Annotated in this window: 6 protein-coding genes; all 6 read left to right on the top strand. The window is 76.1% G+C overall.

Features of this window, described 5'->3' with window-relative positions; translation table 11 throughout:
- Window positions 1–249 precede the first annotated feature (249 nt).
- Genes O7613_RS04885 through O7613_RS04860 form a run of 6 tightly spaced genes read left to right on the top strand, consistent with a single transcriptional unit; the run spans window position 250 to window position 23,974 of the window.
- Window positions 250–12,171 carry a non-ribosomal peptide synthetase/type I polyketide synthase gene (locus O7613_RS04885; RefSeq protein ID WP_282292380.1) on the top strand — a complete coding sequence of 3,974 codons (11,922 nt, stop codon included), beginning with the start codon at window positions 250–252 and terminating at the stop codon, window positions 12,169–12,171.
- Entirely contained in the window at window positions 12,168–15,452 is a 3,285-nt protein-coding gene (locus O7613_RS04880; protein WP_282292379.1) for an amino acid adenylation domain-containing protein, read from the top strand. The genes O7613_RS04885 and O7613_RS04880 overlap by 4 nt, the downstream gene beginning before the upstream one ends.
- Window positions 15,449–16,492 carry a TauD/TfdA family dioxygenase gene (locus O7613_RS04875; protein ID WP_282292378.1) on the top strand — a complete coding sequence of 348 codons (1,044 nt, stop codon included), beginning with the start codon at window positions 15,449–15,451 and terminating at the stop codon, window positions 16,490–16,492. The genes O7613_RS04880 and O7613_RS04875 overlap by 4 nt, the downstream gene beginning before the upstream one ends.
- A complete protein-coding gene (locus tag O7613_RS04870; protein WP_281583993.1) occupies window positions 16,489–17,508 on the top strand; it encodes a TauD/TfdA family dioxygenase in 1,020 nt (339 codons plus the stop codon). Before O7613_RS04875 ends, O7613_RS04870 begins: the two co-directional genes overlap by 4 nt.
- Window positions 17,505–22,805 carry a non-ribosomal peptide synthetase gene (locus O7613_RS04865; protein WP_282292377.1) on the top strand — a complete coding sequence of 1,767 codons (5,301 nt, stop codon included), beginning with the start codon at window positions 17,505–17,507 and terminating at the stop codon, window positions 22,803–22,805. Before O7613_RS04870 ends, O7613_RS04865 begins: the two co-directional genes overlap by 4 nt.
- Entirely contained in the window at window positions 22,802–23,974 is a 1,173-nt protein-coding gene (locus tag O7613_RS04860; protein WP_282292376.1) for an aminotransferase class I/II-fold pyridoxal phosphate-dependent enzyme, read from the top strand. The genes O7613_RS04865 and O7613_RS04860 overlap by 4 nt, the downstream gene beginning before the upstream one ends.
- Window positions 23,975–23,976 lie beyond the last annotated feature (2 nt).

Below are 23,976 nucleotides of genomic sequence, written 5' to 3'. Positions count from 1 at the left end.
GGGCCGGGATGCCGCAATCGCATTTCTTGCCGACGCTCGGGAATTGGCCGAAAGTGTTGCCTCAGGCACCGAACGCATCAACCGCCGACACGATCCGGGGATCGGCGGCCGAAGATCGCCGGTGCCATGATGGGCGTGGTTCCCCATCGAGGAATCCGGATCTTTTCCATCACCCGGCCGATCCGGGCGCGGTTCTCCGTGCCCGGACGACGCCCACCAGGCGGCCGGACAGTGACGAAGGCGGAGGCGATGACCGACGTCCTGCGGACCCGGCGACCGACCCGACCGGCGCGGCCCGACCCCGGCCGCTCCGCGCCGGCCACCGCCGCGCAGCGCCAGATGTGGCAACTGGACCGACTCGACCCCGGGTCGGCCGGCTACCTGGTGCCGTTGGCCTACCGGCTGCACGGGCCGCTCGACGTGCCGGCGCTGTCCGCGACGCTCGACGACCTGGTGGCCCGACACGCCGCGCTGCGGACCACGCTCGCGCCCGGACCGGGCGGCGACGGCGATGACGGCCGTCTGGTCCAGGTGGTCCACGAGCCTCGCCCGGGGCTGCTGCGGGTGCACGACCTCAGTGGCCTGCCGAGCTGGCAGCGCGACCGGGAGGTGCGGGCACGACTGCGCGCCGCCGCCCGTGACCCGCTCGACCTGCTACGCGGGCCGGTGCTCCGGGCCGACCTGCTGCGGTGCTCGCCGGAGGAGCACCTGCTTCTGCTGACGATCCACCACGTCGCGATCGACGAGTGGTCGCTGGGCATCCTGACCGACGAGTGGGAACTGCTCTACGCGGCCCACCGCACGGGCCGACCGGCCGCGCTCGATCCGGTGGCCGGCGACTGCCGCGACCACGCGATCCGGCAACGGAACTGGCTGGCCGGGACGGAGTCCTCGGCCCAGCTCGACTACTGGCGGGACCAGCTCGCGGGCGCGCCGGCGGCGCTCGACCTGCCCACCCGGGGACCGCGCCCGGCGGTGCCGTCCGCCGCCGGCGCCACCCTCGCGGTGCCGCTGGAGGTGCCCGCCGAGGAACTGGCCGCGTTCTGCCGGCGGGCGCGGGTGTCGCCGTACATGGTGCTGCTGGCGGCGCTGCACGTGCTGCTGGCCCGGTGGACCGGCGAGCGTGACGTGGTGGTGGGCACGCCGGTGGCCGGCCGGCGCGGCCCGGAGACGCGGCACCTCGTCGGCCTGCTGCTCAACACCGTCGCGATCCGGGCCCGGCTGGACGACGACCCGTCCTTCGACCTGCTGCTGGACCGGGTGCGTGGCGCGGTGCTCGACGCCCTGAGCCGGGAGGAGCTTCCCTTCTCGACCGTGCTGGAGACGGTACGCCCGGCGCGGCGGGCCGGCTTCAGCCCGCTGTTCCAGGTGATGTTCGTGTACGGGCGCGAAGCCGCCCCGCCCCGCCTGGACGGCCTCCAGGTGAGCGCCGTGGAGGTGCCGGTCGACACCGCGAAGTTCGACCTCACGGTCGCCGTCCGGGAGAACGACAGTGGTCTCCGGACCGTGCTGGAGTACCGCACCGACCTGTTCGACGCCGACACGATGACCCGCCTCGCCGGGCACTTCCAGACGCTGCTGGCGTCGCTGCTGGCCGAGCCGGGCGCGCCGGTGGGCTCGGCGGCGATGCTCACCGCCGCCGAGCACCGGCGGCTGGTCGCCGAGTGGAACCGCACCGCCACGCCGGCCGAGCCGGACGAGCTGGTCCACGTGCTGATCGAGGAGCAGGCCCGGCGTACCCCCGACGGGGTGGCGGTGACCGACGACGTGGCCGCGCTGAGCTACCGGGAGTTGCAGGCCCGGGCCGAGGCGCTGGCGGAGACGCTGCGCGCACGCGGGGTCGGCGTCGGCGCCCTGGTCGGGGTGCTGCTGCCCCGCACGGTCGGCTTCACCGTGGCGGTGCTGGCGGTGCTGCGGGCCGGCGCTGCCTACGTCCCGATGGACCCGGCGAACCCGCCGGCCCGGCTGCGGCACCTGATCGACGACACCGCCGCCCGGGTCGTGCTCACCTGCGCCGAGCTGGCGCACCTGGTGCCCGGGGACGCGGCGCTGCTGGTGCCGGGGCCGGACGACCAGGCGACTGTGGTGGAGCCGGCGCGTGGTGGCGGGCCGCGCCGACGCCCGCGACGACGGCCCGCGCCCACCGGGGACGACCTGGCGTACGTCATCCACACGTCCGGGTCGACCGGCCGCCCGAAGGGCGTGATGGTCACCCACCGGGGGGTGGCCAACTACGTGCGGTGGGCCACCCAGTCCTACCGGTTGCGCGCCGGTGACGTGGTCCCGCTGCACTCGTCGGTCGGGTTCGACCTGACCGTGACGAGCCTGCTGGTGCCGCTGGCCGCCGGCGCGACCGTCCGCATGATCGGTGCGCACCTCGGCCCGGCCGCGCTGGGCGAGGCGCTGCGCGACACCACCACCCCGTTCGGCCTCGTCAAGATCACCCCGGCCCAGTTGGAGCTGGTCACGCACCAGCTCCGCCCGGACGAGTTGGCCGGGCGGACCCGGTGCTTCGTCATCGGCGGCGAGAACCTGCGCGTCGACCAGGTCGCGCCGTGGCGGACGCACGCGCCGGGGACCGCGCTCGTCAACGAGTACGGCCCGACCGAGACCGTGGTCGGCTGCGCCGCGTACGAGGTGGAGCCGGACACCCCGGCCGACGGTTCGGTGCCGATCGGCCGACCGATCGCCAACACGGCGCTGTACCTGCTCGACGCGTGGGGCAACCCGGTGCCGGTGGGCGTGGTCGGCGAACTGTACGTCGGCGGCGCCGGGGTGGCGCGCGGCTACCTGGGGCAGCCGGACCGCACCGCCGAGCGGTTCCGGCCCGACCCGTTCTCCGGCGTGCCCGGCGCGCGCCTGTACCGCACCGGCGACCTGGCGCGTCGCCGGCCGGACGGGGTCCTGGAATACCTGGGCCGCACCGACCGGCAGGTCAAGGTGCACGGATACCGGGTCGAGCGCGGCGAGATCGAGGCGGCGATCCGACGGCACCGGCCGGGCGCCGACGTGACCGTCCACCTGCGCCACGACGACCCGGCCGACCCGCGCCTGGTGGCCTACCTGGCCGGCGACGGGGCGGACCCGGCCGGGCTGGCCGCGGCGCTCGCCGCCGAGCTGCCGTCCTGGCTGGTGCCGGCCGCGTTCGTCCGGCTCGACGCGCTGCCGCTGACCGGCAACGGCAAGCTCGACCCGGAGGCGCTGCCCGCACCGGGGCCGTCCGACGTCCGCCGGGTCACCGGCCCCCAGGCCGCCCGTCGGGAGCCGGCCGGTCCCGCCGCCACCGCCACGGCGGACCGGTGGGACGCCGACCGGGTACGCCTTCAGCGGCTCGTCGCCGACGTGTGGCGCGAGGTGCTCGGCGTGGACGAGATTGGCCCCCGGGACAGCTTCTTCGACCTCGGCGGGCACTCGATGCGGCTGCTGGCCGTGCTCGACCGGCTCCGCGCCCGCCTCGGTGACGTGCTGACCGCCACCGACCTGTTCCGCCATCCCACGCCCGAGTCGCTCGCCGCGTACCTCGTCGGAGTCACGACGACCGGCGCGGACCCGCAGCCGGCGGTCCTGCCCGTCGCGCCGCCGGCCGTGAGCGCCGGTCCGGCCGACGGCCTGGTCGCCGTGGTGGGCATGGCGTGCCGGTTCCCGGGCGCCCGCACGGTGGACGAGTTCTGGGCGAACATCCGCGACGGGGTGGAGTCGGTAGGTGAGTTCACTGTCGAGGAGATGCTCGCCGACGGCGCCGACCCGGCCCGCGTCGACGACCCGGCGTACGTGCGCGCCGGCACGTACCTGCCCGGCATCGACGAGTTCGACGCGGCCTTCTTCGGCTTCACCCCGCGCGAGGCGGAGACGCTTGACCCGCAGCACCGGCTGCTGCTGGAGTGCGCCTGGCACGCGCTCGAACACGCCGGCCACGACCCGTCCCGCCACGCCGGCCGGGTCGGTCTGTTCGCCGGCTCGGGCCGCAGCTCCTACCTGCTCGACCACCTCAACGGCCACCCGGAGCTGACCGGCGGGCTCAGCGAACATCAGATCTCGCTCGGCAACGACAAGGACTTCCTGCTCAGCCGCGTCGCGTACCAGCTCGACCTGACCGGCCCCGCGGTCACCGTGGCCACCGCCTGTTCGACCTCGCTGGTGGCCGTGCACCTGGGCCGGCAGAGCCTGCTCAGCGGCGAGTCCGACGTGGTGCTCGCCGGCGGCGTCAGCGTCTTCCCCGCCCAGCGACGCGGGTATCTCTGGCACGACGGCGGCATCTACTCCCCCGACGGGCACTGCCGTCCGTTCAGCGCCGACGCGCGCGGCAGCATCGAGTCCAGCGGCGTGGGCGTGGTCGTGCTCAAGCGACTGGCCGACGCGCTCGCCGACGGCGACACGGTCTACGCGGTGATCCGCGGCTCGGCGATCAACAACGACGGGGCGCGCCGCACCGGCTACACCGCGCCTGGTGTCGCCGGGCAGGTCGAGGTGATCAGCCGGGCGCTGGCCACGGCCGGGGTGAGCCCGCGCTCGGTGGGCTACGTGGAGGCGCACGGCACCGGCACCAGCCTCGGCGACCCGATCGAGGTGGCCGCGCTGAGCGAGGCGTTCCGGCGCGGCACCGACGCGCGGGGCTTCTGCGCGCTCGGCTCGGTCAAGGCCAACATCGGGCACACCGATGCGGCGGCGGGCGTGGCCGGTCTGATCAAGACCGTGATGGCGCTGTGGACGCGTACCCTGCCGCCGACCATCAACGTGGACCGGCCGCACCCGGCGATCGACGTCACGACCGGCCCGTTCCGGCTCGACCCCGCCGGCGGCCCGTGGGTGGCCGACGGACCCCGCCGGGCCGGGGTCAGCTCGTTCGGCATGGGCGGCACGAACGCGCACGTGGTGCTGGAGGAGCCGCCGGCGGCACCGGCTCCGCCGCCGGTCCCGGCCGCGCCGGGGCCACGGCTGCTCGTGGTGTCGGCGCGTACCCCGGACGCGCTGGAGCGCGTCACCGGGCAGCTCCGCGACCACCTCGACGCCCACCCGGAGGTGGCGCTCGCCGACGTCGCGACGGCGCTGGGCCGCCGGCAGCCGATGACCCACCGGCGGTACGTGGTGGCGGCGGACCGCGCCGACGCGGTGTCCGCCCTGGACACCCCGGCGCGCCGGTTCACCGGCAGCCACCCGGGCGGCCGGCGGACGCTCGCGTTCGCCTTCCCCGGGCACGGCGCCCAGCACGTGGCGATGGGGGCCGGGCTCCACCGGTCCGAGCCGACCTACCGGGCCGTGGTGGACGAGTGCGCCGAACTGCTCGGCGGCGACCTTGGCCGGGACCTGCGCGCCGTGCTCGACCCGCCGCCGGGCGGGCACGCGGCGGCACAGCGGCTGCTCGACCGGCCCGCGCTGGTGCAGCCCGCGCTCTTCGTCACCGGGTACGCGCTGGCCCGCACGCTGCTGGCCCGGGGCGTCACCGCGGACCTGATGGTCGGCCACAGCCTCGGCGAGTACGTGGCCGCCTGCCTGGCCGGCGTCTTCTCCCTCGCCGACGCGCTGCGCCTGGTGCGGGTGCGCGGCGAGCTGGTGGAGCGGACCCCGGCCGGGGCGATGCTCGCGGTGGGGCTGCCCGAGGCGGCGGTGACCGGGCTGCTCGACGACGGGCTGTCACTGGCCGCGGTGAACGCCCCGGAGCTGTGTGTGGTCTCCGGCGACCCGGCGGCGGTCGGGCGGCTGCGGGACCGGTTGGCCGCCGACGGGGTCGACTGCCGGCCGCTGCGGGTGGCCCGCGGCTACCACTCCGCGCTGCTCGATCCGATCCTGGACGAGTTCGCCGCGCACGCCGCCGCCGTCGACTACGCCGAACCCGACCGTCCCTACCTGAGCAACCTGACCGGCGGTCCGGTCACGCCGGGCCTGGTCACCGATCCGGCGTACTGGGTGCGGCACCTGCGGGAGCCGGTCCGCTTCGCCGAGTCGGCCGCGCTCCTCGCCGAGCAGGAGGCGGCAGTGGTCGAGCTGGGTCCCGGGCACGCGCTCGGCGGCCTGGCCCGGCTCGCCGGCCTGCGCCCGGCCCACGCGGTGGCGGCGATGCGGCATCCCCGCGCCGACGCCGACGACCTGACGACGCTGCTCGACGCCGTGGGCCGGCTCTGGCTGGCCGGCGTCCCGGTCGACGTGGACCGCTTCCACGGCGACGGTGACCGGCGGGTGGCGCTGCCCAGCTATCCCTTCGCCCGACAGCGCCACTGGATCGCCCCCGCCAAGCCCGCACCCGCCGGGGCCGCTTTCCCGGAAAGCGTGGCTGTTCCGGTCGAGACAGCCACGCTTTCCGGGAATCAGCGCGCGGAGGACGGGGGGAATCGGCCGGCGTTGGGGACCGGTTTCGTGGCGCCGGCGGGGGCGGCGCAGGAGGTGGTGGCGGAGGTCTGGGGGGAGCTGCTCGGCATCCGGCCGATCGGCGCGCACGACGACTTCTTCGAACTGGGCGGGCACTCGCTGCTCGCCACCCAGGTGGTGGTGCGGCTGCGCGCCCGCCTCGGCGTGGCGGTGCCGATGGAGACCGTCTTCGCCCGGCCCACCGTCGCCGCGCTGGCGGCGGCGCTGCCCGCACCGATCGACGGCTGGCCGACGGCCCAGCCCGCGGCGGACAGCCACGACGCGGCGACCCGGCCCACGGTCGTCGCCCCGGACGCGGCGAACGGGGAGCGCATCGCGCGCGCCGCGCCGGACGCCGGCCCGGCGCCGCTCTCCTCCGGCCAGCACCGCCTGTGGTTCCTCGACCAGGCGTACGCGCAGAACGCCTACACCGTCGGCACCACGCTGCTGCTCGACGGCAAGCTCGACCTGGACGCGCTGCGCGCCGCGCTGGCCGGACTGGTGCGGCGGCACGAGGCGCTGCGGACCGTGTTCCCGCTCGGCCCGGACGGCGACCCGGTCCAGCGGGTGCTCCCGGCCGGGTCGGTGGAGCTGCCGGTCCGGACCGCCCCGGCGGACCCGGACCCGGACGCGCCGCCGAGCATCGTCGAGCCGGCGGTGGCCGGCGCGCTGCCCGGATGGGTGCACGCCGCCCTCGCCGCCGACGTGCGGCGCCCGTTCGACCTGGCCGCCGGGCCGCTGTTCCGGGCCGTGCTGCTGCGCGTCGCCGACGACCGGCACGTGCTGTCGCTGACCATGCACCACGGCGTCTCCGACGGGTGGTCGCTCGGCGTGGTGGCCCGCGAGGTGGCCACGCTCTACGCCGCCGCGCGGGAGGGACGCGCCGACCCGCTGCCCGAGCTGGCCGTCCAGTACGGCGACTACGCGCGCTGGCAGCGCGGCCGGCTGGCCGACCCGGACCACCCGGACCTGGCGTACTGGCGGGCGCAGCTCGCCGGGGTGCCGGCCGCCCTGGAACTGCCCACCGACCGGCCGCGCCCACCGGTGCAGACGTTCGACGGGGCGGTCCGCACGCTGGTCCTGCCCCGACCGGCCGCCGACGCGCTGCGCCGGTTCAGCCAGCAGCACGGCGCCACGCTGGCCATGACGTTGCTGGCGGCGTGGCAGACGGTGCTCTTCCGCTGGACCGGCCAGCGGGACTTCTGCGTCGGCACCCCGGTCGCCGGCCGGGTCCGCGCCGAGCTGGAGCCGATGGTCGGCTTCTTCGTCACCATGCTGCCGATGCGGACCGTGCTGGACGGCGACTGGACGTTCACCGAGCTGCTCGGTCGGGTCCGGCGCACCGCGCTTGACGCGTACGCGCACCAGGAGGTGCCGTTCGAGCGGCTGGTGGACCTGGTCGACGCGCCCCGCGACCTGAGCCGCAACCCGCTGTTCCAGGTGATGTTCAACCTGCTCAACGTGCCCGAGCAGCGGGACGTGGACGCGGCCGGGGTGCGGATGACCCCGTTCGCGGTCGAGCCGGGCATCGCCCAGCAGGACCTGGCGCTGTACGCGTACGAGGTGGCCGAGGGGCTGCGGTTCCGGCTGGAGTACAACACCGCGCTGTTCGACGCCACGACCGCCGAGCGGATGGTCGGCCACCTGAAGACCCTGCTCGCCGCCGCGGTCACCGACCCGGGCGTCCGGCTGGCGGCGCTGCCGCTGCTCACCGCCGCCGAGCGGGCCCGGCTCGCCGAGTGGAACGACACCGCCACGCCGGCCGGCTGGGACACCCCGCCCGACCGGGTGCCGACGCTCGTCGACCTCTTCGCCCGCCAGGTGGCGACCGGCCCCGACCGGCCGGCCGTGACGTTCGGCGGGACCACTCTCGACTACGCCACGTTGGACGCCCGCGCCAACCGGCTCGCGCACCGGCTGCGCCGGGCCGGCGTCGGGCCGGACGTGCCGGTCGCGCTCTGCCTGCCCCGCTCGGCCGAGCTGCCGGTCGCGCTGCTCGGCGTGCTCAAGGCCGGTGGCGCGTACGTGCCGGTGGACCCGGAGTACCCGGTTGAGCGGCAGCGCTACGTGCTGACGCACAGCGGCGCCCCGGTGCTTGTCACCGACCCGGGCCTGGTCGACCGGTTCGCCGACTTCGACGGCACGGTGGTGACGCCGGATGCGGCCGGGGAGCCGGACACCGCGCCCCCGCCGTCGGTCCGGCCGGAGCACCTGGCGTACCTGATCTACACCTCCGGCTCGACCGGCCGTCCCAAGGGCGTCCGGGTCACCCACGGCGCGGTGGTCAACACGCTCGGCGCGATGCGCGAACGCCCCGGCCTGACCCGCGACGGCACCATGCTGGCGATGGCCAGCTTCGCGTTCGACATGTCCGTGCCGGAGCTGTTCCTGCCGCTCGTGATCGGCGCCCGGATGCTGCTTGTGGACCGCGACGTCGCCTACGACGCGTCCCGGCTGGCCGCGCTGCTCACCGCCGAGCGGGTCACCCTGGCCCAGGGCACGCCGACGACCTGGCGGCTGCTGATCGAGTCCGGCTGGACCGGCACGCCCGGGCTGACCGCGGTCTGCGGCGGCGAGGCGGTGCCCGCGCCGCTGGCCCGGCAACTGGCCGACCGGGTGGACGCGCTGTGGAACCTCTACGGCCCGACCGAGGCCGCGGTCTGGGCGACCATGGACCGGATCACCCCGGACGAGAGCCGGCCCACGATCGGCCGGCCGATCGGCAACATGCGGGCGTACGTGCTCGACGCGACGTCGCACCCGGTGCCGGTCGGCGTGCCCGGCGAGATCCACCTGGGCGGGCCGGGGCTGGCCCGGGACTACCACGGCGACGCGGCGCTGACCGCCGCGCGTTTCGTGCCCGACCCGGACGGCGGCGGCCGGCTCTACCGCACCGGCGACCTCGGCCGTCGCCTCGCCGACGGCCGGATCGAGTTCCTCGGGCGGGGCGACTCGCAGGTGAAGGTGCGCGGGTTCCGGATCGAGCTGGGCGAGATCGAGTCGGTGCTGCGCCGGCACGACGCGGTCCGCGACGCCGCCGTGGTGGTCCGCGAGGACACGGGCGAGAAAGCCGTGGTGGCCTACCTGACCCTGGCCGGCGGGCCCGAGCCCGACGCCGGGAGCGAGCTGATCGCCGACTTCACCGCCGACCCGGGGCCGTGGCGGGCGTACGTCCGGACCTGGCTGCCGGACTACATGGTGCCGTCGGCGTTCGTGCCGCTGTCCCGGATGCCGCTCAACGCCAACGGCAAGGTCGACCGGGCGGCCCTGCCCGCGCCCCGCCGCGACCGCGCCGCGGCCGGCGCGGGCGAGCCGGACACCCCGCTGCGGGCGGCGCTGGCCCGACGCTGGGCGGAAGTGCTCGGCTACGACCGGGTCGGCATCGACGACGACTTCTTCGACCTGGGCGGCGACTCGTTCCGGGCGATCAAGGCGCTGGCCGGCAGCGACCCGGCGATCAGCGTGCTCGACCTGTTCCGCCACCCGACCATCCGGGCGCTTACCGAACACCTGGACGCCACCGGCGGCTCCGCCGGCCGGCTGCTGCACGAGCTGACCCCGGCCCGGCCGGGCACCCCGACCACGCTGACGCTGCTCTGCGTACCGTTCGGCGGCGGCTCCGCGATCACCTTCCAGCCGCTCGCGGACGCCCTGCCGGCCGGGGTGTCGCTCTACGCGCTGGAACGGCCCGGGCACGACCTGAACCGGCCGGACGAGCCGATGCTCGACTTGGACGAGCTGGTGGACCGCTGCGTGGCCGAGGTGGTCGAGCAGATCACCGGCCCGGTGGCGGTGTACGGGCACTGCGTGGGCGGCGCCGAGGCGGTGGAGCTGGCCCGCCGGCTGGAGGCGGCCGGCGTCGACGTGACCGGCGTGGTGATCGGCGCGCACTTCCCCGCGCCCCGGCTGCCCGGCCGGGTGTTCGGCTGGCTGCGCCGGTGGTTCCCGGTGGAGCGCTGGGCGTCGAAGCGGCGGACGCTGGAGTCGCTGCGCGCGATGGGCTTCTTCACCGAGGTCTTCGACTCCGCCGAGAAGGACTTCGTGATGCGGGTGGTCCTCGCCGACGCGGCCCGGGGCGAGGACTACTACACCGACGTCTACGCGCGGGGGCTGCCCCGGAAGCTGTCCGCGCCGCTCGTGTGCGTGGTCGGGAGCGGCGACCGGGCCACCGAGTTGTACCAGGAGCGCTACCTGGAGTGGGAGTTCTTCGCCGACCGGGTGTCGCTTGAGGTCATCGACGGCGCCGGCCACTACTTCGCCAAGCACCAGCCGGCCGAGCTGGCCGGGATCATCCTGGCGCACTGCGCCGCCGCGCCGGACGGCGTCACCGCCGAATCCGCGCCGGACGGCGTCACCGCCGGACCCGCACCGGCGGGCGGGGAGCGGCGCACCGGCGTACCCGGGACTGCGCGGCCGGGCGGGGCGGCCCGGACCGGCCCGACCGCCCCGCCCGCGGCGGACGTCGCGGCCCGACGCCCGGCGACGCCCAGCCTGGCGGTGTTCTACCTGGTCGCGATCGGTCAACTGATCTCGCTGATCGGCAGCGGGCTGACCGCGTTCGGGATGGGGCTGTGGGTCTACCAGCGCACCGGCTCGGTGTCGCTGTTCGCCACCGCCACCGTGCTGGCGCTGCTGCCGGCCGTGGTGCTGTCGCCGATCGCCGGCGCGCTGGCCGACAGGTGGGACCGCCGCCGGATCATGGTGCTCGCCGACTGCCTGGCCGCCACCGGCACGGTGAGCCTGGCGTTGCTGCTCTGGCTCGGTCAGCTCCACCTGTGGCACATCCTCACCGCGATCACCGTCACGGCCGTGGCCACCGCGTTCCAGCAACCCGCCTACCAGGCGGCGGTCACCCAGCTCGTGCCGAAGCGCTACTACGGGCGGGCCAACGGCATCGTCTCGCTCGGCACCGCCACCAGCACCGTGCTGGCCCCGCTTGTCGGCGGCGCGCTGGTGCTCGCGGTCGGACTACGCGGGATCGTGGTGATCGACCTGGTGACGTTCGCGGTCGCGGTCACCGTGACGCTGTCGGTCCGCTTCCCGGACACGCTGTTCGTCCGGCGGGAGGAGCCGTTCCGGCGCGAGGTGCTGGGCGGCTGGCGGTTCATCGTCCGGCGGCACGGGCTGGTCGCCCTGGTCGTCCTGGTCGCGTCACTGAACTATTTCTTCGCCATGGTCGAGGTGCTCGTCACCCCGCTCACGCTCTCCTTCGGCGACCCGGCGGTGCTCGGCCGGGTGCTGGCCGCCAGCGGCGTCGGCATGGTCGTCGGGTCGGTGTTGATGGGCGTCTGGGGCGGCACCGCCCGGCGGACCACAGGCATCCTGGCCAGCGTCGTGCTGCTCGGCGTCTCGCTGCTCACCGTCGGGCTGCGGCCGGACCCGCTGTTCCCGGCGCTCGGCCTGTTCGGCATGGGCCTGGCCACCGCGCTTGTCAACACGCACTGGCTGGCCATCGTGCAGGCCAAGGTGGGACTGGAACTCCAGGGCCGGGTGTTGGCCATGGCGCAGATGCTGTCCTGGCTGATGGTGCCGGCCGGTTTCCTCAGCGCCGGCCCGCTCGCCGAACACGTGCTCGCACCGCTGGCCCGGCCCGGCGGCCCGCTCGCCGGGCTGGTCGGCACCGGGCCGGGGCGCGGGATGGCGCTCGCCGCGATCCTGGCCGGGCTCTGCGCGCTGGCGCTCGCCGCCGGCGGCATCGCGTACCGGCGGATCCGGCGGCTGGAGGACGAACTGCCGGACAACGACCCGGGCCGCGTCGTGCTCGCCGACAAGGACCGCATCCAGGAGGAGGCGGACCGCCGTCTCGCGGCCGTGGGTGGTTCCCGGTGAGCGCGCCCGCCCGGCCCGCCGGACCGGCCCGCCGCGCCGCCACCCGGCGGGCCGGCGGCGGCAGCAGCACCGTGGACTGTCTGCACCGGATGGTCGCCGCCCAGGCCGCCCGGACCCCGGAGGCGGAGGCGGTCCGGCACGGCGACGCCACGCTCACCTACCGCGACCTCGACGAGGCGGCGAACCGGCTGGCCCGGGTGCTGCTGGCGCGTGGCGTCGCGCGCGGCGACCGGGTCGGTGTCTGCCTGCCGCGTACGCCGGACCTGGTGGTGGCGCTGCTCGCCGTGCTCAAGGCCGGCGCCGCGTACGTGCCGCTGGACCCGGCGTACCCGGCGGCCCGGGTGGCGTTCATGACCGCCGACTCGAGGGCGCGGCTGGTGCTGACCACCGCCGGCCTCGCCGACCGGTTCACCGGCCCGACCGTGCTCGTGGACCGGCTCGACCCGACCGGTGACGCCACCGACCCGGCCACGCCGGTTACGCCCGGGGATCTGGCGTACGTCATCTACACCTCCGGCTCCACCGGACGCCCCAAGGGTGTGGCCATCGAGCACCGCTCGGCGTCGGTGCTGCTGCACTGGGTGCGGCAGACGTTCGACGACACCGAGCTGGGTGGGATGCTCGCCGCCACCTCGGTCTGCTTCGACCTGTCCGTCTTCGAGATCTTCGGGCCGCTCGCCTGGGGCGGGCGGGTGCTGCTCGTCGACGACGTGCTGGCGCTGGCGACGCCGGGCGCGGAGCGGCTGCCGATCACGCTCGTCAACACCGTCCCGGCCGCGATGGGCGAGCTGCTCACCGCCGGGGCGCTGCCGCCGGGCGTCCGCACGGTCTGCCTGGCCGGCGAGCCGCTCACCGCCGCGCTCGCCGCCCGGGTGTGGGCGCGTCCGCACGTGCGCCGGCTGTGCAACCTGTACGGCCCGTCCGAGGACACCACGTACTCGACCTGGGCCGAGGTGCCGCGCGACGGCGGTGACCCGCCGATCGGCCGTCCGCTGCCGGGCACCCGGGCGTACGTGCTCGACCCGGACGGCCAGCCGGTGCCGCCCGGCGAGGCCGGCGAGCTGTACCTGGCCGGCGCCGGGCTGGCCCGCGGCTACCTGGACCGGCCGGCGGAGACCGAGGCCCGGTTCCGGCCGGACCCGTTCCGGCCCGGCGAGCGGATGTACCGCACCGGTGACCGGGTCCGGCTGCGCCCGGACGGGCAACTTGCCTACCTGGGCCGGCTGGACGACCAGGTGAAGCTGCGCGGCTACCGGATCGAGCTGGGCGAGGTGGCCGCCCGGCTCGCCGCCCTGCCCGGCGTGCGGGAGGCGACCGCCGCGGTCCGGCCCGGCCCGAGCGGGGACCCGCTGCTCGTCGGCTACCTGGTCGGGGCACGACGCGACGATGTCCGGGCCCGGCTGGCCGAGGTGCTGCCGGCGCCGCTGGTCCCGGCGGCCGTGGTGTGGCTGGACCGGCTGCCCACGCTGCCGAACGGCAAGGTGGACCGCGCGGCCCTGCCCACGCCGGCGTTCGGCTCCACCGCCGACGCCGGCTCCGACGCCGGCTCCGACGCCGGCTCCACCGCCGATGCCGGCTCCGACTCCGGCGCCGGCGCGGACCTGCTCGGCGCGACCGGCGCCCTGGTGGCGGCGGTGTGGCGGGAGCTGCTCGGCGTGCCGGTCACCCGCCCGGACGACGATTTCCTCGCGCTCGGCGGTGACTCGCTGCTCGCCCTGCGCTGCGCCACCCGGCTGACCGCCGCCACCGGCCGCCGGGTCCACCCCGGCGACCTGTTCGCCCACCCCACAGTCGGCGCGCTCACCGAACACCTCGACGCCCCGTCCACACCGGACGACGAGGACCCCACTGGGCCGGAAGCGGGCACCACCGGGCCGGAAACAGGCGGCGCCGGGCTGGAAGCGACCGGCGACCGGCCGGAGGCGGGCGACGGTGGGCCGGCACCGCTCTCCGCGGCGCAGCGGCGGTTCTGGTTCCTGCACCGGCTCGACCCGACCGACACGTCCTACCTGCTGGCGTTCGCGGTCCGCTTCGCCGCGCCGGTGGAGGCGGCACGGCTGACCCGGGCGCTGCACCTGGTGGTCGACAGGCATCCCGCGCTGCGTACCGTCTTCCCCACCGGCCCGCGGGGGCCGGTGCAGGTGGTCCGGCCCGACGCCCGGCCACGCCTCGTCGTCGCCCCACCCGAGCCGGGCATCCCGCTCGACACCCGGCTCGCCCGGCTGACCGCCGAGGCCACCGCGACCCCGATGGACCTGGCGACCGGGCCGCTGCTGCGCGCCCACCTGCTCTCCGACGGCAAGGGGCGGGCGGAGGCGCTGCTGCTGGTCGTGCACCACGCCGTCGCCGACGACTGGTCGTTCGGGGTGCTGGTGCGGGACCTCGCGGAAGCCTACGACGCCCCGGACGCGCCACCCGGCGCTCCGGCGCCCGGCCCGGCCGTCTTCGCCGCCGCGCAGCGCGCCTGGCTGACCGGCCCCGCCGGCCAGCGCGCGACCGCCGAGCTGCTACGCGAGTTGCACGGCGCACCCCACCTCCTGGAGGTAAGGAGGGGCCCCCGCTTAACGCATTCGGTAGAGGAAGGGGCCCCGCTTAACCGGCCGGGCCGAAGCGGGGCGGCGCTGCGGACCACCGTCGACCCGACGACCGCGAGGGCGGTGCGGGAACTCGCCCGTGCCCGCCGGGTCAGCCTGCACATGGTCGGGCTGGCCGCGTTCGCGGCGCTGCTCGGCGTCGCCGCCGGCCGGGACGACCTGCTCGTCGGCGTCGCCTTCGCCGGGCGCACAAGCGTGGCCGCCGAACGCAGCGTCGGCTGCCACGTCAACACGCTGCCGCTGCGACTGCGCCCGGCGCCGGACCGGACGTTCGCCGACCTGCTCGCCGAGGCGCGGCGGGTCACGCTGTTCGCCGCCGCCCGCCAGGACGTCCCGTTCGACCTGCTGGTGGAGCGGCTACGTCCGGTCCGGCGGCCGGACCGCAACCCGCTCGTCCAGGTCGCGTTCGGGGTGCAGAACGCCCCGCCGGCCCGGCACCTCAGCGTCGCCGGTGGCGAGTTCACCGGCGTCGAGCTGACCCCGGACGCGGCCCGCCTCGACCTGACGCTCTGGCTGGACGACCGGCGCGACGCCCTGGACGCGCTCTGGACCTACCGCACCGACCTGTTCGACCACCACACGGTGGTGGAGTGGCACCGCCGCCTCACCGCGCTGCTGCGCACCGCCGCCGCCGACCCCCGGCGCAGTCTCGCCGACTGCGTCGACACCGCTGGGAGAGAGAGATGACCGATCAGATCCGGGTCGCGCGGCCCGTCCCCCGCCGCGGCCGGGAACGGACCCTGGTGGACGTACGACCGGACTGGCCCGGCGGTCCGCTGCCGGCGCTGGTGCGCGCCACCGTGCCCGACGTGGACCTGGCCGGCTGGCTCGCCGGACACCGCGACGAGGTGGACGAGCTGGCCCGACGCGCCGGCGCGGTGCTGTTCCGCGGCTTCGCGGTGGCCGGCGCGGACGACTTCCGCACCGTGATGGCGGCGCTCTCCGGCGACGTGCTGTCCTACGGCGAGCGGTCCTCGCCGCGCAGCCGGGTCGCCGAGGGCGTCTACACCTCCACGGAACACCCGGCCGACCAGCCGATCGTGCTGCACAACGAGCAGTCCTACACGGTCAACTGGCCGCTGCGCATCGTGTTCCACTGCGAGGTGGCGCCGGCCGCCGGTGGGCGTACGCCGCTCGCGGACAGCCGCCGGGTGCTGGCCCGGCTGCGCCCGGAGACGGTCGACGGGTTCGAGCGCCGGGGCGTGCTCTACCGGCGCAACTACCTGCCCGGGATCAGCCTGTCCTGGCAGACGGCGTTCCAGACCGACTCCCGCGCCGAGGTGGAGGCGTACTGCGGGCGCGCGATGATCGACGTGGAGTGGGTGAGCGAGGCGCAACTACGCACCCGGCAGGTCCGCCCGGCGGTACGGCGGCACCCGGTCACCGGGGAACGCACCTGGTTCAACCACGCGTTGTTCTTCCACGTCACCTCGCTGCCGGCGGACGTGAGCGCCGGCCTTCGGGCCGCGTTGGCCGAAGAGGACCTGCCCTACCAGACCGCGTACGGCGACGGCACGCCCATCCCGGACGAGGTGCTGGCCGAGCTGCGCGCCGCGTACGCCGCGGAGACCCGTTCCTTCGACTGGCGCGTCGGCGACGTGCTGCTCGTGGAGAACATGCTCGCCGCGCACGCCCGGGAGCCGTTCACGCCGCCCCGGCGGATCCTCACCGCGATGGCCGACCCGGTCGCCGCGCCGGAGCTGCACACCCAGGACGGCGCATCATGAGCGCCCCCGGACCGCGCCGCCGTGCCGCCGGCGGCACCACCACCGAGCCGGTGACTCGCCGCACGCTCGGGCCGGACGACTTCGTGCTGCTTGTCGAGGCCGCCGTGCCCGACCTCGACCTGGCCGGTTGGCTCGCCGGGCGGCGGGCGGAGCTGCTGGCCGACCTGGACCGGCACGCCGCGGTGTTCTTCCGCGGCTTCGACGTGCGCAGCGCCGACGACTTCGGCCGGGCGGCCCGGACGGTCGGCCCGGAGCTGCTGGGCTACCTGGAGCGGGCGGCGCCCCGGCACGAGGTGGCCGACAAGGTGTTCACCTCCACCGAGTTCAACGCCGCCCAGTGGATTCCGCTGCACCACGAGATGTCGTACTCGCACAACTGGCCGACCCACCTCTTCTTCCACTGTGCCCAGCCGGCCACCGGCGAGGGCGGCGCGACCCCGCTCGCCGCCGAGCGGGTGATCACCCCGCTGATCCCGGCGGAGGTGCGGGACCGGTTCGACCGCGACGGGGTCCGCTACGTGCGCAACTACGGCCCGCACCTGGACCTGCCCTGGCAGGAGGCGTTCCAGACCACCGACCGGGCGGAGGTGGAGGCGTACTGCGCCGCCTCGGCGACCGAGTTCACCTGGCTGGGGGACGACGGGCTGCGGACCGTGGCGCGGCGGCAGGCGACGGCCACCCACCCGCGTACCGGGGAGACGGTGTGGTTCAACCACGCCCACCTGTTCCACGTGTCGAACATGCCGCCCGAGGTGGCCGCCGCGCTGCTGCGCGAGTACGGCCCGGAGGGGCTGCCCCGCAACGCGTACCACGGCGACGGTGAGCCGATCCCCGACGAGGTGGTCGGCGGCATCCGTGCGCTGTACCGGCAGCACGCCCTCTCCGTGCCGTGGCGGCGCGGCGACGTGCTGGTGGTGGACAACTTCCTGGCGACCCACGGCCGGGAACCCTTCACCGGCGACCGGCAGATCCTGGTCGCCATGTCCGACCTCTACGTCAACCGGAGTGTGTGGTGAACGGATACCGTCTGTCCCCGGTCCAGCGGCTGGCCTGGGCCGGCAAGCAGGACCTGGTCCGGGCCCGGGTGCGGCTGGACCGGCCGCTCGACCGGGCACGGTTGCAGGCCGCCGTCGACGCGGTGGTGGCCCGGCACGAGGCGCTGCGGTTGACCCTGGTGCACCACCCCGGCCTGCGGGTGCCGTTGCAGGACGTGGACGACGACCGTACCGTCACCGTCGGCGCGCAGGGCGAGCTGTCGGTGACGCTCACCGACGACGCGCTGGAGTTGGCCGCCACCCCGCTGATCGCCGACCCGGCGAGCCTGCGCCTGGTCCTGGCCGACCTGGCCCGGGCGTACGCGGACGACCTGCCGCCGGCCGACGAGGAGGCGTTGCAGTTCCTCGACGTCACCGAGTGGCAGGTGGAGGAGCGGGAGCAGGCCCCGGCGCCCGCGCCGGTCGCGCCGGCCGCCCGGCTGGTCGAGCCGCACGGTGACGACCCGGGCGCGGTGGTCACCGCCACGCTGCCCGCCGCCGACCTGGCCGGGATCGCCGAGGCCGCCGGCTGCGCCGCCGAGACGGTGCTCCTGGCCGCCTGGGCGGTCGCGGTCACCCGCCGGGCCGAGGCGCCCGCCGGGGTCGAGGACGCGGATCTGGTGCTGGCCCGCTGGCACGACGGCCGGCGGGCCGAGGGCACCGCCGCCGTGGTCGGCCCGCTCGGCGGCTACGGCCCGCTCCGACTGGCCCTGCCGCTGCCGGCCGCGCCGGCCGAGCTGCTGACCGCGGTACGCGCCGCGGAGGCCACCGCCGACGAGACGTTCCACCTGGTCGACCCGGTCGACGAGGCGACCGGCGCGGTCGCCGGGTTCGCGGTGCAGCCGGCGGTCGCCCCGGACACCGTTTCCGGCCTCGGCGGTACGGCCGCGGAGGTGCCCGTCCCGCCGCCGCCGACCGGCCCCCGGCTCACCGTGCTCACCGGCCCCGGCGACGGCGAGGTCACGCTCCGGGTCAGCGGCGGGCGGTGGCTGCTCGACTCGCTGGTGGCGGTGCTGCGCAGCCTGCCGGCCGCGCTCGCCGGGGATGCCCCGCTGGCGGTGCTCGGCGCCGGGGAGGCCGGCTGGCTGTCCGAGGCCGGCGGCGCGGCGGGCGCCGCGTCGACGCGTACCCTCGTCGACCTGCTGGACGCGGGCCTGGCCGGGATGGAACCGCAGGCCCCGGCCGTGGTGGCGGCCGACGGCGCGTACTCCGCCGAGGAACTGGACCGGCGGGCCGCGCGGGTGGCTGCGGCGCTGGCCGCGCGCGGCCTGGCCGGCGCGCCGGTGGGCGTGCTCGCGACCCGGTCCCGGGACACCGTGGTGGCGTTCCTCGGCGTGCTGCGGGCCGGCGCGGTGTTCGTGCCGCTCGACCCGGACGCCCCCGCGCCGCGCGTGGCCGCGCAGCTCCGCGCGGTCGGCGCGGACTGCGTGGTGGGCGTCGGCGGGCCGGCCACCGTGTCCGTCGAGGAGCTGGTCGCGGCCGGTGGCCCGCCGCCGGCCGCGCCGGCGCCGACCGACCCGGCGTACGTCATCTTCACCTCCGGCTCCACCGGCACGCCCCGGCCGGTGCGGGTGTCGCACGCCGCCGCCGCGCACCTGGCCGGCGCGCTGGAGGCGACCGTGTACGCGGACAGCTCGGCCGGCCTGCGGGTGGCCGTGAACGCGCCGCTGACCTTCGACGCCTCGATGAAGCAGCTCGTGCAGCTCGCCCATGGGCGCAGCCTCTTCCTGGTGCCGGAGGACGTCCGCCGGGACGGGGCCGTGCTCGCCGCCACACTCGCCGAGCATCGGGTGGACGTGCTCGACCTGACCCCGTCGCAGGCGCGCATCCTGCTCACCGGGGCCGGTGACGCCCGGCTGCCCGGGCTGCTGCTGCTCGGCGGCGAGGCCGTCGGCGACGACCTGTGGACCGAGATGGCGGCGCTGCCGGGCGTGCGCGCGGTGAACCTGTACGGACCGACCGAGTGCACTGTCGACAGCACCGTCGCGGAGATCCGCGCCGGGGAACCGCCGACGATCGGCCGGCCGCTGCCGGGCGTCGCGGTGCGGGTGCTCGACGAGCGGCTGCGCCCGGTGCCGCCGGGGGCGGCCGGGGAGCTGTGCGTGGCCGGTCCGCAGCTCGCCGACGGCTACCTCGGCGACGAGGAGGCGACCGCCCGCCGGTTCGTGGAGCTGCCGCTGCCCGACGGCGGCGTCGAGCGGGTCTACCGCACCGGCGACCGGGTCCGCTTCGACGCCGAGCGGCGGTTGCGCTACCTGGGGCGGCTCGACGACCAGGTGAAGATCCACGGGTTCCGGGTGGAGCCGGGCGAGGTCGCCGCCGTGCTGCGCGGCCACCCGGAGGTGGCCGACGCCGCCGTGGTCGCCCGCGACGACGACGGGTACGGCGACCGGCTGGTCGCCTACGTCCGGCCCCGCGCCGGGGCGTCGCTGGACCTGACCCGGGTGACCGGGATCAACCCGCACGAGACCCGTTACCTGTACGACGAGATCTTCACCCAGCGGGTCTACCTGCGCGACGGGATCGTGCTGCGCCCCGGCGCGACAGTGCTGGACGTCGGCGCGAACATCGGCATGTTCTCGCTCTTCGTGCACCAGGTCTGCCCGGATGCCACGATCCACGCGTTCGAGCCGGTGCCGGCCGTGGTGGAGGCGCTGCGCCGCAACGTCGCCGAGTTCGGCGTGCCGGCCACGGTGCACGCGCACGGGCTGTCCCGGGAGGCGGGCGAGGTCTCGTTCACCTACTACCCGGGCTATTCGATGATGTCCGGCCACGCCGCGTACGCCGACCCGGACGCCGAGATCGGGGTGATCAAGCGGTACCTGGCGAACGAGCGGGACGCCGCCGACGACGCCGGCGCTGATGCCGACGCCCGGGACGTGCTGCTCGACCGGGCCGACGAGTTGCTCGCCGAGCGGTTCGCCGGCCGGGAGCTGACCGTGCCGGTCCGGTCGCTGTCGGCCGTGCTGGACGAGCTGGCGCCGACCCGGGTCGACCTGCTCAAGATCGACGTGCAGCGCGCCGAGGCGGACGTGCTGGCCGGGCTGGACGACCGGCACTGGCCACTGATCGCGCAGGTCGCCATGGAGGTGCACGACGCGCCCGGCACCGCCACCGCCGGCCGGCTGGCCGAGCTGGTGGCGCTGCTGGAGGCGCGCGGCTTCACCGTGGTCACCCGACAGGACGACCTGCTGGCCGGCACCGACCGGCACACCCTGCACGCGGTCCGCCCCGAGTACGCCGCCGCGCCCGGTGAGGTGATTGGCGGGGGCCCCGCCACAGCAGAATCCGATAACGCGGGCCCCCGCCTAACACTTCGGGAGTGGCTCGCCGAGCGCCTGCCGGCGCACCTGGTGCCGGCCGCGGTGGTGGTCCTCGACGAGCTGCCGCTGACCCGCAACGGCAAGCTCGACCGGGCGGCGTTGCCCGCGCCACGGCCCGACCGCCCGGCCGGCGACCCGGCGGTGACCCCCGCCAACCGGGCCGAGGAGATCCTGGTCGAGGCGTGGCGGGAGGTGCTCGGCGTGGCCACGTTCGGCGTGACCGACAGCTTCTTCGCGCTCGGCGGCGACTCCATCCGCAGCATCCAGATGCAGGTCGCGGCGCAGAAACGAGGACTGTCGTTCCAGCTCAACGACATCTTCACGCACCAGACGATCCGGGACCTGGTGACGCACGGCCGGATCACGCTGGACGGCGTGGCGACCGAGCCGGCCGCGCACGACGGGCGGTTCGGCCTGGTCGACGCCGCCGACCGGGCGCTGCTGCCGGACGGGCTCGTCGACGCGTACCCGATGACCGCGCTCCAGCTCGGCATGGTCTACCACGGTGAGCTGACCGGCGACCCGGCCGTCTACCACAACGTCACCGCGCACGAGGTGGCCGCGCCGCTCGACGTGGCGGCGCTGCGCCGGGCGCTTGCCGTCCTGGTGGACGCGCATCCGGTGCTGCGGACCGGTTTCGCGCTCGGCGCGTACACCGAGCCGTTGCAGCTCGTCCACGCGCGGGTGCCGGTCGACCTGCCGGTGACGGACCTGACCGGCCTCGACGCGCCGGCCCGGAGGGCCCGGATCGACGCGCTCGTCGCCGAGGAACGCCACCGTCCGTTCGACTGGGCCCGGCCGCCGCTGCTGCGCCTGCACGCGGTCCGCACCGGCGGCGACGGGTTCACGCTGCTGGTCGCCGAGCACCACAGTGTCCTCGACGGCTGGAGCCTGCACCTGCTCCTGGCCGACCTGCTCACCGGGTACGACCGGGAACGGGCCGGCACGCCCGCGGACGCCGACGCCGGGCTGCCGTTCCGGGAATATGTGGCGGCCGAGCGGGCGGCGCTTGCCGACCCGGCGATCCGGCGGTTCTGGCTGGACGGCCCCGGCGGCGCGCCACCGCTGCTCGTCGGCGGCGCGCAGCCGAGGACCACCACCACCCAGCGGGTGCCGCTGCGGGACGGCACCACCGAACGGGTGGCCGAGGTGGCCCGCGCCGCCGGGGTGCCGGTCAAGTCCTGGCTGTTCGCCGTGCACCTGCGGCTGATCGGCGAACTGGCCGGCCGGGACGACGTGGTCAGCGGTCTGGTGGTCGGCGGCCGGCCGGAGGGCGAGGGCAGCCCCGCCACGCTCGGGCTGTTCCTCAACACGCTGCCGGTGCGCCTCACGCTGGGCAGCCGGTCGGTGGCCGAGTTGGCGGCCGAGGCGTGGCGGGCCGAACGGGAGCTGATGGGGCGCCACCGCTTCCCGCTCGCCGAGATCGTCCGGGCGGGCGGCGCGGGTCCGCGCTTCGACCACTTCTTCAACTGGACCCACTTCCCGCCGCGCCCCGCCGGCGACGGCACCCGCATCGTGGACAGTCGGGGCGTCACGGTGGACGTGGCGTTCAGCCTCGCCGTCGACGCCGAACTGGATGCCGGGCGGCTCGGGCTGATGGTCCAGTACGACCACCGGCACGTACCGGCCGACCGGGTGGACGCGCTCACCGACGGCTTCCGCCGGTTGCTGGCGGCCGAGCCGGACGCGCCGTTGCCGCCGGTGGTCTCGCCGCCGACGGTCGCCGGGGGCGCGCGGGACCAGTGGGCGGACCGGGTGGCGGCGGCCTGGCAGGAGGTGCTGGGCGCGGCCCCGCGCGACCCGGCGGCCGGGTTCCTCGCCGCCGGCGGTGACTCGCTGCGCGCGCTGCGCCTGGTCACCGTGCTGCGCCAGCGCCACGGCAGCGACCTGACGCTGCCGGAGTTCACCGCGCTTGGCAGCTACCGGGAGCTCGTCGACCGGGTGGCCCGCGGATGACCGGGTTCGGCACCGCCGCGGTGCACGGCGACGACGGCCTGGTCCCCGGCGGGGCGGTCGCGCCGCCGATCGTGCAGAGCGCCACGTTCAGCGCCGAGTCCGACGAGCGGTTCACCGAGATCGCCACCGAGACGCGGGGCAGCGCGTTCTACACCAGGTACGGCAACCCGAACCACGCGCAGGTGGCCGCCGTGGTCGCCGCGCTTGAGGGCGCGGAGACCGGGCTGGTCACCGCTTCCGGGATGGGCGCGATCAGCACTGTCGCGCTGGCCCTGCTCGCCGCCGGCGACCACGTGGTGGTGCAGCGCAGCACGTACGGCGGCACCACCTCGCTGGCCACCGGGCTGCTGGCGCGCTTCGGTGTCGCCTGCACCCAGGTCGACCAGACCGACGCGGACGCGTTCACCCGGGCGCTGCGGCCGGAGACCCGGCTGGTGCTCGTGGAGACGCCGAGCAACCCGCTGCTGGAGCTGACCGACCTGGCCGCCGTCGTCGGGACGGCGCACGCGGCCGGCGCGCTCGTGGTGGTGGACAACACGTTCGCCACGCCGGTCAACCAGCGCCCGCTCGCCGCCGGCGCGGACCTGGTCTGGCACAGCGGCACGAAGTTCCTCGGCGGGCACTCCGACGTGTCCGCCGGGGTGGTGGTGGGCGGCGCGGAGCTTGTCGAACGGGTGTGGCGGACGGCGATCGTCACCGGCGCCACGCTCGGCCCGGTGGACGCCTGGCTGCTGCTGCGCGGCCTGCGGACGCTGTCGCTGCGGGTGGAGCGGCACAACGCAAACGCGCTCGCGCTGGCCGAGGCGCTGGAGGGCCATCCGGCGGTGGCCCGGGTCCGCTATCCCGGGCTGCCCTCGCACCCGCAGCACGCGCTGGCCCGCCGGCAGATGACCGGGTTCGGTGGGGTGCTCGGCGTCGAGCTGGCCGCCGGCCGCGACGGCGCGGCGGCGCTGCTGGCCGGGCTGCGGCTGGCCAAGCGGGCGGCCAGCCTCGGCAGCGTCAGCACGCTTGTGGTGCACCCGCGCTCGATGTGGGCCGGGATCGTGGACGCCGACCAGCTCGCCGCCGCCGGGATCGGCGCGGGCCTGGTGCGCGTCTCCACCGGTATCGAGGACACCGCCGACCTGGTGGCCGACTTCCGGACCGCGTTGGAGGAGGTGCCGGCCTGACG

It is taken from the genome of Micromonospora sp. WMMD975 (assembly GCF_029581215.1).
Classification (GTDB): Bacteria; Actinomycetota; Actinomycetes; order Mycobacteriales; family Micromonosporaceae; genus Micromonospora.
The sequence above is the reverse complement of the archived record's forward strand: the minus strand, read 5'-3'. Positions and strand labels throughout refer to the sequence as shown.

What these genes read in the sequence shown, in the direction of transcription:
- O7613_RS04870 (WP_281583993.1), top strand. Translation starts at nt 16,489, where the DNA reads ATGAGCGCCCCCGGACCGCGCCGCCGTGCCGCCGGCGGCACCACCACC.
- O7613_RS04875 (WP_282292378.1), top strand. Translation starts at nt 15,449, where the DNA reads ATGACCGATCAGATCCGGGTCGCGCGGCCCGTCCCCCGCCGCGGCCGG.
- O7613_RS04860 (WP_282292376.1), top strand. Translation starts at nt 22,802, where the DNA reads ATGACCGGGTTCGGCACCGCCGCGGTGCACGGCGACGACGGCCTGGTC.
- O7613_RS04885 (WP_282292380.1), top strand. Translation starts at nt 250, where the DNA reads ATGACCGACGTCCTGCGGACCCGGCGACCGACCCGACCGGCGCGGCCC.